At 71.8% G+C, this 14,922-nt stretch carries 13 protein-coding genes; 4 read left to right on the forward strand and 9 right to left on the reverse strand.

What is annotated here, in order from left to right; all coding sequences use genetic code 11:
- Positions 1-68: 68 nt before the first annotated feature.
- The 6 genes from D452_RS0120050 to D452_RS0120075 form a co-directional block, all read right to left on the reverse strand.
- Positions 69-932 carry an EI24 domain-containing protein gene (locus D452_RS0120050; RefSeq protein WP_017545929.1) on the reverse strand — a complete coding sequence of 288 codons (864 nt, stop codon included), beginning with the start codon at positions 930-932 and terminating at the stop codon, positions 69-71.
- 9 nt (positions 933-941) lie between these two features.
- Complete coding sequence (cydC, locus tag D452_RS0120055; RefSeq protein WP_017545930.1) at positions 942-2,717, reverse strand: thiol reductant ABC exporter subunit CydC; 1,776 nt, start codon at positions 2,715-2,717, stop codon at positions 942-944.
- The gene (gene cydD / locus D452_RS0120060) at positions 2,714-4,459 is read right to left on the reverse strand and encodes a thiol reductant ABC exporter subunit CydD (protein ID WP_017545931.1); all 1,746 of its coding nucleotides are present in this window, start codon (positions 4,457-4,459) and stop codon (positions 2,714-2,716) included. Before cydD ends, cydC begins: the two co-directional genes overlap by 4 nt.
- A 184-nt stretch (positions 4,460-4,643) precedes the next feature.
- A complete protein-coding gene (gene cydB, locus D452_RS0120065) occupies positions 4,644-5,684 on the reverse strand; it encodes a cytochrome d ubiquinol oxidase subunit II (protein WP_017545932.1) in 1,041 nt (346 codons plus the stop codon).
- A gap of 12 nt (positions 5,685-5,696) precedes the next feature.
- The gene (locus D452_RS0120070; protein WP_017545933.1) at positions 5,697-7,142 is read right to left on the reverse strand and encodes a cytochrome ubiquinol oxidase subunit I; all 1,446 of its coding nucleotides are present in this window, start codon (positions 7,140-7,142) and stop codon (positions 5,697-5,699) included.
- Positions 7,143-7,378: 236 nt separating this feature from the next.
- Entirely contained in the window at positions 7,379-8,101 is a 723-nt protein-coding gene (locus D452_RS0120075) for a DUF305 domain-containing protein (RefSeq protein WP_026129493.1), read from the reverse strand.
- 89 nt (positions 8,102-8,190) lie between these two features.
- On the opposite strand from D452_RS0120075, the gene D452_RS0120080 reads away from it, so the two are divergent.
- Positions 8,191-8,964 (forward strand): DUF3105 domain-containing protein, encoded by a 774-nt coding sequence (locus D452_RS0120080; RefSeq protein ID WP_017545935.1) that lies wholly within the window; start codon positions 8,191-8,193, stop codon positions 8,962-8,964.
- Between the two features lie 120 nt (positions 8,965-9,084).
- Here the strand turns inward: D452_RS0120080 and D452_RS0120085 are convergent, their stop codons facing one another.
- A complete protein-coding gene (locus D452_RS0120085) occupies positions 9,085-9,546 on the reverse strand; it encodes a DUF3515 domain-containing protein (protein WP_017545936.1) in 462 nt (153 codons plus the stop codon).
- Between the two features lie 31 nt (positions 9,547-9,577).
- Positions 9,578-9,811, reverse strand: coding sequence for an Lrp/AsnC family transcriptional regulator (locus tag D452_RS0120090; protein WP_017545937.1), 234 nt, complete (start codon positions 9,809-9,811; stop codon positions 9,578-9,580).
- Positions 9,812-9,964: 153 nt separating this feature from the next.
- On the opposite strand from D452_RS0120090, the gene D452_RS0120095 reads away from it, so the two are divergent.
- Positions 9,965-10,951 (forward strand): thiamine-phosphate kinase, encoded by a 987-nt coding sequence (locus D452_RS0120095; RefSeq protein ID WP_026129494.1) that lies wholly within the window; start codon positions 9,965-9,967, stop codon positions 10,949-10,951.
- A 200-nt stretch (positions 10,952-11,151) separates the two neighbouring features.
- Positions 11,152-11,805: a cellulose binding domain-containing protein gene (locus tag D452_RS0120100; RefSeq protein WP_017545939.1), complete on the forward strand. Its 654-nt coding sequence runs from the start codon at positions 11,152-11,154 to the stop codon at positions 11,803-11,805.
- A 119-nt stretch (positions 11,806-11,924) separates the two neighbouring features.
- On the opposite strand, the gene rpmB is transcribed toward D452_RS0120100, so the two are convergent.
- Positions 11,925-12,110, reverse strand: coding sequence for a 50S ribosomal protein L28 (gene rpmB, locus D452_RS29810; protein WP_013151263.1), 186 nt, complete (start codon positions 12,108-12,110; stop codon positions 11,925-11,927).
- Positions 12,111-12,543: 433 nt separating this feature from the next.
- Between rpmB and recG the strand changes: the two genes are divergently transcribed.
- Positions 12,544-14,748, forward strand: a complete 2,205-nt coding sequence (recG, locus tag D452_RS0120105) for an ATP-dependent DNA helicase RecG (protein ID WP_017545940.1) — start codon at positions 12,544-12,546, stop codon at positions 14,746-14,748.
- Positions 14,749-14,922: the final 174 nt, after the last annotated feature.

Raw genomic sequence — 14,922 nt, forward strand, 5'->3', positions numbered from 1 at the left:
ACGGAGACACGGAGGAGGGGGCGGGCGACCGGTGGGTCGCCCGCCCCCTCCGGCGTTCACGGGGGCCGTCAGGGGTGTCCCGGGGGCTGAGGCGCCCCCTGGGGTCCCTGCGGCTGCTCGGGCGGGGGCGAGTGGGGGTGCGGAGGAGTGCGCGGGTCCTGGGGAGGCTGGGAGCCCTGGGGTGTGGCGGGCAGCAGCTCACGCGCGAGGATGGTGCCGCCAGCCGTCGCCGCGGGGAACACCGCCACGGCGACGAAGGGGATCGCCAGCAGGAAGTACGTGGGGACCGCGAAGCCCAGCACGCGCCAGCGCCGGGTGCCCATGAAGCGGCGGCGGTCGCGGACCAGGAGCAGGCCGCGGCGGTCGAAGGCGCTCGCGGTGAGCTCCACGCCCAGCAGCCACCCGCCCATCACGGCGGTCAGCACCGGTCCGATCATCCAGCCCACCAGCGGGATGAGTCCCAGCAGGAACGCGCCCGCGGTCACCAGGAGGGAGACCAGCACGATCCCCACGGACTGGCGGATCGAGCGGACCAGCCCGGCGGCCAGGGACTCCTCCGGGGCCTCCGGCGCCCCGCCCAGCTCCTGTTCGACCAGCTCGGCGATCTTGTCGTAGATCGGCGCGCCCAGGCCCAGGGTGACCGTCGTGAACGCCACCACCATGACCAGGACCGCCCCGGCGAGCAGACCCACGGACAGGGCGCCGCGCAGCAGGCCCTGCCAGACGGTGTCCCACTCCCGGGCGAAGGGCGTCGCCCACGCCACCAGGTCCGTCAGGTTCACCGCCAACGTGACCAGCGCCGCCAGGAACAGCAGCGACGTGATCAGGGCGGGCAGCGCGCCCAACAGGAACAGGCGTGGTCTGCGGAGCACGATCGCCAGACCGCGCAGCAGAACGCCGAAACCACCGAAGACCTCACGTACGGGATTCACGGGCGAACACTAGCGCTCCCAGACCGACCGGTACCACCCAGCCCGTGCGAGCAGCTCCTCGTGGGTCCCCGACTGGAGCACCCGGCCGTCGCGGACCACATAGACGCGGTCCACCCGGTCCAGGCCGGTGAGGTCATGGGTGATGAGCAGGGTGGAGAACCCCTCGGCGGCGTCGAGCAGGTCGGCCACCACCGCGTCGCGGGTGTCCGGGTCCAGGTGCGCGGTCGGCTCGTCCAGCACGAGCACGCGCGGTGCGGCGAGCACGGCCCGCGCCAGCGCCAGCCGCTGCCGCATCCCGCCGCTCAGCCCCGTGCCGTGCGAACCCACCTGGGTGTCCAGCCCCTTGGGCATCGCCTCGACCTCACCGGCCAGGCGCGCCCCGCGCAGCGCCGCCCACAGCTCGTCGTCCCCGGCCTCCGGCCTGGCCAGCCGCAGGTTCTCCCGGAGCGTGGAGGCGAACACGTGCGGGTCCTGCGGAACCCCGGAGACCACACGGCGGACCTCGTCGGCCGGGTAGTCGGTGATGTCCACGCCGCCGATCTCCACGCGGCCGCCGTCCGGGTCCATGAAGCGCAGCAGCACGGAGGCGAGCGTGCTCTTGCCCGCGCCGCTCGGGCCCACCACCGCCACCGTCGCCCCGGCGGGGATCTCCAGATCCACCCCGTCCAGCGCCCACGGTTCCCCGGGGCCGTACCGCACGCGCAGGCCGCGCACCCGCACGGTGGCGTCGGCCGCCGGGTCGATCTCCCACCCCTCCCGCGTGGGTGGCGCGACTCCGGGCGGCGTGTCGAGGACACCGAACAGCCGCTCGCCGCTGGCCCGGATCGAGCCCAGCCGCGCCGCGACGGCGGGTAGCGGGGCCACGATCTCGAAGGCGGCCAGCGTGGTCAGCACCAGCACCGCCAGCGCCGTCGGGCCGATCATCCCGTCGTCCACGGCCAGCACGCCCAGGAACAGGGCGCCCCACACGGTCAGCCCGGTGATCAGGGCGTTGGCCCCGGCGCTCAGGCCGAGGGTCGCGGCGTCGCGCCGGGCCACCCGTGTGAGCTCGGCGTCGGCCTCGTTCACCCGGGCCACCTGACGCTCCATCGCCCCGTAGGCGACCAGGTCCGGGGCGCCCTGGAGGGTGTCCACCAGGGTCGTGGAGAGGCCTCCGCGCGCCCGGGCCTCCCGCCGTCCCGGCCCGCGGCCCAGCGCGGCGGCGGCCAGCGGAACCGCGAGCCCGGCGAGCAGCAGCCCCGCCGCCAGCAGCAGGCCCCCGGGGACGTACACCACGGTCAGGACCAGCACCGTGGCACCACCGGTGACCACCGACACCAAGGGCGGCGTCAGTCCGCGCACCAGCAGGTCGAGGGTGGCCTCGGTGTCGTTGACCAGGCGTGACACCAGGTCGCCGGAGCGGAAGCGCCCGAACGGCTCGGTCCGGGCCAGTCGCTCGAACACCCGGACCCGCACCTCGGCCAGGGTTCGGAAAGCCGCGTCGTGGGTGACCAGGCGCTCCAGGTAGCGGGTCACGCCCTTGCTCACGCCCAGCGCCCGGGTGGCGACCACGGCGACGCTCAGCGCGGTGATGGAGGGGTGGTTGGCCGCGGTGGCCAGCATCCAGGCGGCCACGCCCAGCAGGGCCACGCCCGAACCGGTGGCGGCGGCGCCGAGCAGCACGCCCAGAGCGAACCGCGCGCTCCGGGGCCGGGCCAGTCCGATCATCCGGCGCAGGGGGTCCCGGCGCCGTTCCCGTTCTCCGACCTCCCACGGGTCGGTGGCGGCGGTCGTCTCGGCGCTCATCGGCGGGCCTCCCGGGTCAGCAGCGGAAGCGCGGTGGTCCTGAGGTTCGCGCCGAGCGCGGACTCGGCCCACCCGGTGTCGTGGGCGACGATCACGGCGGTACGCCCCTCCAACAGGCGGGCCACCGCGGTGCGCACGGCCCCGGCGTTCTCGGGGTCCAGGTGCGCGGTGGGCTCGTCCAGCAGCACCAGCGGCGCGTCCCGGCACATCGCCCGGGCCAGGGCGATCCGCTGCCGCTGTCCGGCGGACAGGCGCGCGCCCCGTTCGCCCAGCCGGGTCCCGTACCCCTCGGGGAGGGCGGACACGAACGCGTCGGCCTCGGCCATCCGCGCCGCCTCCCGCACCCGGTCCATGTCGGCGTCGGGCGCGCCCAGCCGGATGTTGTCGGCGACGGACACGTCGAACAGGTAGGGGTGCTGGGGCACCCAGGCGACGCCCAGACGCCAGTCGTCGGCGGGCACTTCGTCCATCGGGGTCCACCGCCCGCCGGGAGCCCGCACGCTGATCCGCCCCTCCGTGGGCTCTCGGAGCCGCAGCAGGAGGGACAGCAGGGTGGTCTTGCCCGAGCCGCTGGGCCCGGTGAGCAGCAGGTGCTCACCGGAGCGGACGGTCAGGTCCAGTCCGGCCAGGGCGGGCACCTCGCGGCCCGGATAGAGCAGACCCACCCCCTCGAAGCGGATGTCACCCGAGGCGGCGGGTGCGGGGACCCCGGTCGGTGCCGGGGCCCGCCGCTCCTCGCCGTCGCCGACCCGACCACCCGTCCCGCGCTCGCGGTCGAGTTCGGTGAAGACCTGGTCGGCGGCGGCCACGCCCTCCATGCTCGCGTGGAACCGGGCGCCCACCTCGCGCAGCGGCAGGTAGGCCTCGGGCGCGAGGATCAGGACCAGGAGGGCGGTCTGGTAGTCCATGTGCCCGCCGAGCAGGCGCAGTCCCACCTCGACCGCGACCAGCGCGACCGCCAGGGTGGCCAGCAACTCCAGGGCGAAGGCCGACAGGAACGCGATCCGCAGCGTCCCCATGGTCGCGGCCCGGTGGTCGTCGCCGACCCTCCGGATGATGGCGGCCTGGGCCTTTGCGCGGCGGAAGACCGCCAGGGTCGGCAGTCCCTCCACCACGTCGAGGAAGTGCCCGCCCAACCGGCTCAGCAGCCGCCACTGGCGCTCGGTGCGCTGTTGGGTGTGCATACCGATCAGCGCCATGAAGATCGGGATGAGCGGCAGGGTCACCAGGATGACGATCCCGGAGATCCAGTCCGCCCAGAACACGACCGCCAGCACCGCGAACGGCACGATGCAGGCCAGGACGAGTTGGGGCAGGTACCGGGAGAAGTACTCGTCGAGGGCGTCCAGGCCCCGTGTGGCGAGGGTGACGAGTTCCCCCGCCCGGGGCGAGTCGTTCTCCCGGTCACCACCCTCGGCCAGCCACACCCTGCCCGAACCGGTCACGTGGGAGACCAGTTGGCGCCGCAGCTGCGACTTCGTACGGGCGGCGCTGTGCAGGGCGGACGCCTCGGCGAGGTAGGAGAGCAGGGCGCGAACGATCGCGACTGCGGCCACGGCGGCGATCATCCAGCCCAGCGCGTCCATGCCCTCACCGGCCCACACCCCGGTGATGACCCGGGCCAACAGCCAGGCCTGGGCGAGGATGAGGCCGGTGATCAGCACGCCGCTGACCACGGTGACGGCCAGGTGCGTCCGGACCGCGCCCGCGGTGCGCACCAGACGTGGGTCGAGCGGTTTCATGTGCGTGGAACCTCGTGGCGTCGGGGCCCGGCCGGAGCGGTGAGGCCGACTGGGCGGATGAGTCGGGGACGCGGGATCACTGTGTGGTCCGGACCAGTATCCAGGGAGGTCGCCGATCGCGCCGTACCCCGCCCTCCGGGGCGATGCGGAGGGCGGAGGGTACGGCGCGGGGGAACGCTGCCGGTCAGGCGGCCCGTTCCGGCTCGTTCCCGGTCGGTGTGGTGGTGGGGCCGCCGATCTGCTCGCCGGTGACCCGCTTGCGGAAGACCCAGTAGCTCCAGGACTGGTAACCGATCACCAGCGGCAGGAACACCAGGGCCACCCACGACATCACGGTGAGCGTGTAGTCGGCGGACGAGGCGTTCTCGACGGTGAGGCTGAAGGCCGCGTCGGTGGTGGACGGGAGCACGTCCGGGAACAGCGACCCGAACAGCGCGGTCACTGCGGTCAGGATGGTCACCGCGGTGGCCAGGAACGACCAGCCCTCACGGCGGTACCAGGCCGCGACCACTCCGGCCACCAGGGCCAGGGCGGCGATCAGCACGAGCGGCAGCGTCCACGGCTTGCCGTAGGCGAACTGGGTCCACAGCAGGAACGCGGCTCCCGCGGGCACGGCCACGCAGGCGGTGACCAGGGTGGCGCGGCGGGCGCGGACCCGGACCGGCCCGTCGGTCTTGAGGGTCAGGAACACGGCGCCGTGCAGGGTGAACAGCGAGAGCGTCGTCAGCCCGCCGAGCAGGGCGTACGGGTTGAGCAGGTCCAGCAGGGACGCGGTGACGATGTGGTCGGAGTCCATCGCCACGCCCCTGACGATGTTGGCGAAGGCCACGCCCCAAAGGAAGGCGGGGACGGAGCTGCCGAAGAAGATGGCCCGGTCCCACCAGTCCTGCCAGCGCGGGTCGTCGCGCTTGCCCCGGTACTCGAAGGCCACGCCGCGCAGGATGAGCGCGATGAGGATCAGGAACAGCGGCACGTAGAACCCGCTGAACAGGGACGCGTACCAGGCGGGGAAGGCGGCGAACATGGCGCCGCCCGCCGTGAGCAGCCACACCTCGTTGGCGTCCCAGACCGGGCCGATCGAGTTGATGGCGACCCGGCGGTCCACGGAGTTGCGCCTGCCCATGAAGGGCAGCAGGGTGCCCACCCCGAAGTCGAATCCCTCCAGGACGAAGTACCCGATCCACAGGACGGCGATGGCGACGAACCAGATGACGGCCAGTTCCATGGTCGTTGGCTCCTAGTAGCTGAAGTGGGGGATCTGGGACTCGTCCTCGTCGTTCTCCAGATCCGGGACGAGGTGTGCGGGGCCCTTCTTGACGTACTTCCACAGCAGGCCGACCTCGATGACGAACAGCAGCCCGTACACGGCGGTGAAGATCCCGAGGCTCATGGCCACCGTCCCGAGGCTGACCCCGGGGGAGACGCTGTTCGCGGTGAGGAGTTCCCCGTGGACGGTCCACGGCTGGCGGCCCATCTCGGTGAGCACCCACCCGAAGATGTTGGCGAACAGGGCGGCGGGCAGGGCCGCGATCGCTGCGTAGTAGAACCACCGGGTCCTCGGCAGCCGCTCCCGTCCCCGGGTGAGCCACAGCCCCAGGGCGGCCACGGCCACGCCGAAGATCCCGAAGCCCATCATCAGCCGGAAGGCCCAGTACACGACGAACACGTTGGGGATGTAGTCCCCCGGTCCGTAGAACTCCTCGTAGGCCTCCTGGAGGTTGTTCATCCCGTGCACCTCGCCGTCGAAGTGCCCGGTGGCCAGGAAGCTCAGGATGTTGGGGACGCCGACGTCGATCGGGTTGTACCGCGCCTCGGTGTCGCCGACCGCGAACGTGGAGAAGGGCGCACCCTCCTCGGTCTCCCACAGGGCCTCGGCGGCGGCGAGCTTCATGGGTTCGTACTCGGCGGCGAGCTTGGCCTGGTGGTCGCCGGAGACGAACGTGAGCGCACCGGCCATGAGGGTGAAGACCAGGCCGACCTTCAGGGTGGAGCGGAAGAGCGCGAGGTCGCGCTTGGGCGGGGTGACGCCGACCTCTCCGGTGTCGTCGTGCCGGGTGTGGCGCCACAGCTTGAAGGCGCTGACGGCCACCACGAAGAGCCCGGCGGTGACGAAGGCGGCCGAGACGGTGTGCAGGTACGTGGACCAGGCCTGGTCGTTGCTGAGCACGGCCCAGATGTCGTTCAGTTCGGCGCGGCCGTTCTCCGGGTTGACCTCGTAACCGACGGGGCGGCGCATCCAGGCGTTGGCGGCGAGGATGAAGTACGCGGAGAGGTTGGTCCCGACGGCGACCACCCAGATGCAGGCCAGGTGGATGCCGCGCGGGAGCCGGTGCCAGCCGAAGATCCACAGTCCGATGAAGGTGGACTCCAGGAAGAAGGCCAGCAGGGCCTCCATCGCCAGGGGCGCACCGAAGACGTCCCCGACGAAGCGCGAGTACTCGCTCCAGTTCATTCCGAACTGGAACTCCTGCACGATCCCGGTGACCACGCCCATGGCGAAGTTGATCAGGAACAGCTTCCCGAAGAACTGGGTGGCCTGGAGGTACTCGTGTCTTCCGGTGCGGTACCAGAAGGTCTGGAGCACGGCCACGATGAACGAGAGCCCGATCGTCAGGGGGACGAAGAGGAAGTGGTAGATCGTGGTGACGCCGAACTGCCACCTCGCAAGGTCTAGAGCTTCCATGCCCGCCTCTCATGTACCGACCGCCGGTAGTACTACAAACTGTAGTGCTACTGCCTGTCGTACGTGGGTGGACCCCCCTGAGAGACAGGACACGTCCGGTCAGCGAGCGGGGTGACCCACCGGGACAGCCCCCGGGCAACACGACGGCGCGCCCCCGGTTCGGGGGCGCGCCGTCGTGATCGCGTCTTCGTGGCCCTGGTGCGGAACCGGGTCAGGGCCGTCGTGTGCAGGAGGGGCTACCCCCGCAGCTCCAGCAGCCGCTCCATGTTGTCCACCTCGGACTGCTGGGCGTCGACCATCCCCTGCGCGAAGGTGGTGACCAGCTCCTCGGTGCCGAGCTCCACCTCGGCCTCGGCCATCTCGATCCCGCCGAGGTGGTGGGCGATCATCAGCTCCAGGAAGAGGATCTCGGCCTCCTCGCCCTCGGCGTCGGCGAGCCGCACCAGCTGCTCCTCCGTGGCCCACCCCGGCATGGTCTCGGGGACCTCGCCCTCACCACCGCCGTGGTCGTGGTCTGCCATCCAGGTCATCGGCGGCTCCGAAGCACGGGCGTTCAGCCCCCACGAACTCAGCCAGCCCTGCATGATCCCGATCTGCGCCTGCTGGGTCCGTGCCATGTCCGTGGCGATCGTGTGCAGCTCGACGTCGTCGGTGCGTTCCATGACGACCAGCGACATGTCCACGGCCTGGGCGTGGTGCGTGCTCATGTCACGCAGGAAGCCGGCGTCGGCGCTCGTGTCCAGCGGGTACGACGGACGGCCCATGAGGAACCCCCCGATCAGCGCGAGGGCGACCAACGTCACTGCCATCCAGAGCGGGACGGAGCGTCCGGGTGAGGTCGGCGGCGCGGAGTCGCCGCCCTCCTCCGAGTACTCGTCGGGCTCGGCCGACCCGTCCTCGTACGACTCCTCGTCGGAACGGTCGGCGTCGCTCGCCGCCGCCCCGGTCACATGCCCCATCGGAACCACCCTGGTCAAATCGCACCACTCTGATGACAAAGTAGAGGATAGGAAAGTCCCATTCGACCACATCCAGCCCAGGAGACCCAGTGGCCAAGAAGACGAAGGCGGAGGAGCGTCGAGCTCGCGCCGCCGCCCTGCGGGAAGAGCAGCGCAAGAAGGAACGCCGCGCCAAGATCCTCAAGATCGCCGGGATCAGCGTAGCCTCCGCGGCGGTCCTGGGTCTGCTGGGAACCGCGGTCTTCATGGAGTTCCGCTCCCGCAACATCGCCGGTGTGCAGGAGTACGCCGTCGACGAGTACAACCACGTCCCGGACGGCCAGCGCGTCGACTACGAACAGTCCCCGCCGGTCGGGGGCCAGCACTGGAACAGATGGCAGAACTGTGGTGTGTACACCGAACCGCTGATGCCGGAGTTCGCGGTCCACTCCCTGGAGCACGGCGCGGTCTGGATCACCTACGAACCGGACATCGCCGAAGAGGAGATCGAGGCGCTCCAGGGCTTCTACAACCCCGGCGACTACCTCGTCATCAGCCCCTACGAGGGTGACATGCCCGCGCCGATCGTCGCCTCCAGCTGGGGCCGCCAGATCACCGCCGAGAGCGCGGACGACGAGGACCTCGCCCGCTACGTCCAGTTCTACGAGCGCGGCCAGGACGTCCCCGAGCCCGGCGCCGCGTGCTCCGGCTCCATCTCGTTCACCGCGGCCGAGATCGAGGCCGAGATCGCCGAGGACGGCGCGGACGCCGAGTCCCTGGAGGGCGCGGACAGCGACGAGTCCGGCTCGGACGCGGAGAACGAGGACACCGACTCCGAGGGCACCGACGAGCCCAGCGAGGCACCCGACGAGGGCGGAGAGTAGGGCCGAGGCGCCCCTCCGCCCACCCCGACACCACCCCAGGACGCGAAAACGGGGCCGAAGGCGATCCTCCCGCCTCCGGCCCCACACGTGTCTCGGGGGACGGGCGCCGCTCGGGCGCGGTCACTGCCGGGTGTCGGCCCGCTCTTCCAGGTGCTCGGCGATCAGGTCACTCAGTTCGCTCAGGGCCGGGGCGGGCGGGCCGTAGGAGGGCGGCACGGAGAGTTCGACGTAGGCCTCGCGCTCGACCGCCGTGTACACGGTGGGAGCGTCCTCGGGCTGGGGGAGCCACGCGACACCGTTGACCTCCTCCAGGATCGAGTCCAGTTCCAGGGAGGAGGGCTGGGGAACTCCGCATCGCAGGCCGATGGGCGGGTCGCCCCAGGCCGCCATGATCTCCGACTCGGGCTGGACCGTCGCGCGGTCGGCGCCGAGCAGGGTGTCCGGGAGGTCCGCGACCAGCGCCGCGCAGGCCTCCGCGGTCTGACCGTCCGTCTCGGGGGGTTGCATCTGCACGGTCTGGCCTCCGCAACCGGCCGTCACCAGGACGACGGCAAGGGCCGCTCCGAAGTAGCGCTTGGGCACGGGCAACCTCGCTCCGTCGACTCAGTCGACCTCAGATGTTGACGATGGGACAGGTAAGGGTACGGGCGATGCCGTCCAGACGCTGAATCCGGGCGACCACGAGGGAACCGAGGGCGTCCATGTCCTCCGCCCGCGCCTGCACGATCACATCGTAGGGACCGGTGACGTCGTTGGCCTGGTCGACCCCCGCGATCCCGCGCACACGCTCCGCGACCTCGGCGGCCTGGCCGACCTCGGTTTGGACCAGGATGTATGCCTGCACCATGTTGACTACTCCTTCGTGCCGGGCCGGGTGGGGTGCCGAGCGGACGCGACCCCGGCCGGAGGGGGCACAGCCGATGACGAACGGGTGACGAAAGTGGGGCCTGACCACGGGGTCTAGACCACTGCGCCGGAGCGTCACCGTACCCTGATCTGTGTGTTGAGCACCATTGGGGGTCTTGGCGAGTTCGCTCTGATCGAGCGCGTGACGGGCCAATTCCCCAGTACGGACGACGTAATCCTCGGACCCGGCGACGACGCCGCGGTCGTGGCCGCGCCCGACGGGCGCACGGTCGCGACCACGGACCTCCTCGTCGAGGGCCGCCACTTCCGGAGGGACTGGTCCACCGCCCGCGACGTCGGGCACCGCGCCGTGGCGCAGAACTACGCCGACGTCGCGGCCATGGGCGCGCGCCCCACCGGGCTGCTCATCGGCTTCGCCGCACCGGCCGAACTCCCGTTGGCCTGGGCCGAGGAGTTCACCGCCGGGGTACGGGACGAGTGTGCCCGGGCCGGGGGAGCGGTGGTCGGCGGTGACACGGTGGGCTCGCCGACCCTGACCATCGCCGTCACCGCTCTCGGGGACCTGGAGGGCCGGGCCCCGGTCCGCCGCGACGGCGCCCGGGCGGGGGACGTGGTCGCCTACACCGGCCACCTCGGCCTGTCCGCCGCCGGTCTCGCCCTCCTGGAACGGGGCGTCGACGGACCGGCGGAGTGCCTGTCCGAGCACCGCAGACCCAGCCCGCCCTACGCCGCGGGTCCGGAGGCGGCCCGGCTCGGCGCGACCGCCATGCTCGACGTCAGCGACGGGCTCGTCCAGGACCTTGGGCACGTGTGCCGTCGCAGCGGGGTGGGAATCCTCCTTGACTCGGAGGCGTTGCGGCCCGAACCCGCACTCCTCGAAGCCGTCCGTGTACTCGGGGCTCCCACGGGGAAGGCTGTGGACGCCGCCCGTCGCCTGATGGTGGCCGGCGGTGAGGACCACGCTCTCGCCGCGGTCTTCCCACCCGAGGTCGTGCTCCCGGAGCACTGGCACCGCGTGGGCACCGTGGGCGAGGCGCCTGAGGGGGGCGGCCGGGCCGCCGTCACGGTGGACGGGAACGTGGTCGAACGCGGTGGGTGGGATCATTTCCGGCGGGACTGAGCCCGTTTGGATTTGTCCTGTTTGGTGATCGCGCTAGGCTTTGCCATCGCGGTCAGCGTTGGCCTACGGACAGTGCTCCGGCCTCGCCGGGCCCGAACCCGCGGCGATCCACCCGAGGTGAGACCCCTGGTCGGCACGGCCGGCGGCCCAGGGTGAGCAAGGCCAGCGGAACAACGTCGGAGGGCGGCACATGGGGCGGAATGGCTAGGCGGCACGGCCACCGTCGTGGAGCCCACCGCAGCGAACCGGAGAACGCCGGGGCGCTGCGGCGGTTCGGAGGACTCCTCGAGAGCACGGTGCCCAAACGGGTCGAACCGCCGAGGCTGCTCAACGTCCTCGTGGTCTCCGGGGTGATACTCGGACTGCTCCTGTTCGGCTACAGCACCACACAGATCTACCTCCAGTTCGGCGGCCCTCCCGGCGCCACGGAGGCACCCGGACCCCAGGACGGCACCGAACCCACCCACGACGCCTCCCCGCGTCCGGACCGCGGCGGCGCCTCCTCCGGGGAGGGGAACACCGGGCCGCAGACCCAGGCGGGGTCGGAGCCCACGGCCGTCTCGTACCAGGTGCTGGAGGCGACATCGGTCGGCTTCACCGGCAGGGTGACCGTCACGAACACCTCGCGGACCCGGCTCGACGCGTGGGAACTGGCCCTGGCCTTCGAGACCGCCGACGTCACCGAGGTGCACGACGCGGACTGGGAACCGCTGGAGGACGGCATCCTCGCCCGCCAGTCCGGGACCGACGGCCACCTGGAGCCGGGTGAGTCGGTGACCCTGACCTTCGACGCGATCGGCGTCTCCCAGAGCCCCGTCCGGTGCTCCCTCAACGGCCACGTGTGCGACCTCTAGAGCCGGGACCCGGGTCGTCCGGTCGTCACACGAGTCACTCCAGCACAGGATGCGGACAGCACGAAGGCCCCCCGACCGAAGTCGGAGGGCCTTTCGAGAACCACGGGTGGGAGGGGACCCTAGCGGGTCACCTTGCCAGCCTTGATGCACGAGGTGCACGCGTTCACGCGCTTGGGCGTGCCGCCCACGCGGGTACGAACGGTCTGGATGTTGGGGTTCCAGCGGCGGCGGGTGCGACGGTGCGAGTGGGAAACACTGTTACCGAACCCTGGTCCCTTGCCGCAGACGTCGCAGACGGAAGCCACGGTAACTCCATTCAAGTGCTCGGGATCGCGCACGTCGCCGCACGCGAGAGGTCATCCGGCCAGAGGAGGCCGGGTGGGCAGGCTGGCGAGGACGCCAACCGGGGAAGAGTACACGAAGGACATGCCCGAAGGTGAAATCAGACCACTGGCGGGCGTCCGTACGCGCTACGGCGGGCAACGGCGCGACCGAGGCCTCACACACCCACCGGAGCATCGAGATCAGCCACGCGGGCATGGCGAAAACGCGATGAACTCTGACGAGTATACCCCGGTTGGAGGGGGCGGCTGCACCACTGCCGCCGGTACTACCAGTGCCGCCGCGCCGCGATCGCCACCGACACGGGCCGTCAGCGTACCGGTCGCCCACGGTCGTCGCACCGGAGGTCTACGGTGACACTGACGGGCGACCCCACGAGGCAGGACGGGAACCACAGTGAGCACCTGGGACGAGCCGCTGCGCAAAGGACCGCTCGGCGGCAGGACGGCGAAGGCACTCGCCGACAAACTCGACCTCCACACCCTCGGCGACCTGCTGCGCTACTACCCGCGCCGCTATGACCGGCGGGGCGAACTCACCGACCTCGCGCTCCTGAGGGAGGGCGAGGACGTCACCGTGCAGGCCAAGGTCCTGGACGCCCGGCGGCGCACCATCCCCGCCCGCCAGGGCCGCCGCCGCATGGACATGATGGAGGCCACCGTCACGGACGGCACCGGGCGCCTCCACCTGACCTTCTTCAACCGCGGGTCACACCACCAGAACACCCTCGTCCCCGGACGGTTGGCCATGTTCTCCGGCCGGGTCTCCACCTTCAAGGGCCGCCGCCAGCTCGACCACCCCGAGTACGTGCTCCTGGACGACGAAGGCCTCGAAGGCGAGGCCGCCCGCGCCTACGCGAACGAGCTGATCCCCGTCTACCCGGCGGTCAAGGGGTTGGACTCCGCCACCATCGCCCGGTCCGTCGGGGTCGCCCTGGACTACGCCACCGACATCCCCGACCCCCTCCCGCCCGAACTGCGGTCCGGCAAAGGGCTCCTGGGCGTCCACAAGGCGCTGGAGCGGATCCACCGGCCCGCCGAGTGGTCCGAGGTCGGGGCCGCCAGGCGCCGCCTGAAGTGGGACGAGGCCTTCGTGCTCCAGCTGGCCCTGGCCCAGCGCCGCCGGCAGGCCGAGGAACTGCCCGCCACACCCCGCCCCGGAGCGGACGGCGGCCTCCTCGACGCCTTCGACGCCCAGCTCCCGTTCACTCTCACCGACGGCCAGAAGGAGGTCGGTGAACGCCTGGCCGAACGGCTCGACGCCACCCACCCCATGCACTGCCTCCTCCAGGGCGACGTCGGAGCGGGCAAGACCCTGGTGGCCCTGCGCGCGATGCTGCGGGTGGTGGACTCCGGCGGCCAGGCCGTCATGCTCGCCCCCACCGAGGTCCTGGCCCAACAGCACCACCGCTCCATCGGCGCCATGCTCGGGGCGCTCGGCAGGGCCGGGCAGATCGACGGCGCCGACACCGCCACCCGTGTCGCCCTGCTCACCGGTTCCATGAATACCGCCGCACGCCGCGAGGCCCTGCTGGAGGCAGCCTCGGGGCAGGCGGGGATCGTCATCGGCACCCACGCCCTCCTCCAGGAGCACGTCTCCTTCGCCGACCTCGGCCTGGTGGTCGTGGACGAGCAGCACCGGTTCGGGGTGGAGCAGCGCGACGCCCTGCGGGAGAAGGCCAGGGACGGCCGCCCGCACGTGCTGGTGATGACCGCCACACCGATCCCCAGGACCGTCGCGATGACGGTCTACGGCGACCTGGACGTGGTGGCCCTCACCCAGCTTCCCCAGGGGCGCGCGCCGATCTCCACTCACGTCGTCCCCGCCCACGAGAAGCCGCACTTCCTCACCCGCGCCTGGGAACGCGTCCGCGAGGAGGTCGGCCAGGGCCGCCAGGCCTTCGTGGTCTGCCCCCGGATCGGGGACGGCACGGACGGATCCGGGGACGAGGTCGAGCCCCCGCCCGAGGACGCACCCCCGGGCGCCCGGCCCCCGCTCGCGGTGCTGGACGTGCTCGCCCGCCTCAAGGAGGGTCCGCTGGCGGACGTACGGGTGGAGGCCCTGCACGGACGGATGGCCCCGGACGACAAGGACGCGGTGATGCGCCGCCTGACCTCGGGCCAGACCGATGTCGTCGTATCAACCACCGTCATCGAGGTCGGCGTGGACGTGCCCAACGCCACGGTCATGGCGATCATGGACGCCGACCGGTTCGGGATCTCGCAACTGCACCAGCTGCGCGGCCGGGTCGGCCGGGGCCAGCTGCCCGGGCTGTGCCTGCTGGTCACCGAGGCGGAGGAGGGCAGCCCAGCCCGCGAACGGCTGGCCGCCGTCGCCGCCACCACGGACGGGTTCGAGCTGTCCCGCGCCGACCTGGAGATGCGCCGTGAGGGCGACGTGCTCGGCGACGCCCAGTCCGGGGCGCGTTCGAGTCTTCGCATGCTCACTCTGGTCAAGGACGAGGAGCTGATCGGGGAGGCCCGCGAGGAGGCCAGCCGCCTCGTGGCCGAGGACCCCGGGCTGACCGCCCACAAACCGCTGGCCGACGCCTTGGCGGCGTTGCTCCCCGAGGAACGCGCGGAGTACCTGGACAAGACCTGAGCGGCTCCGAGTCGGCGCGGACCGGGGGCCGCTGCGAACCGGGGGCTCTCCCGTCTCCGACACCGCCGTGAAGGTGCCGGTCCCGTTCCGGCACCCCGACCCGGCCGTCCGCAGGGGGGAGGGGTGCCGCCTGCGAGAAGCGGCGGGGGCTTCCTCCTCAGCGGGGGCGCAGCG

The sequence above is a fragment of the Nocardiopsis prasina DSM 43845 genome (assembly GCF_000341265.1).
Lineage (GTDB): Bacteria > Actinomycetota > Actinomycetes > Streptosporangiales > Streptosporangiaceae > Nocardiopsis > Nocardiopsis prasina.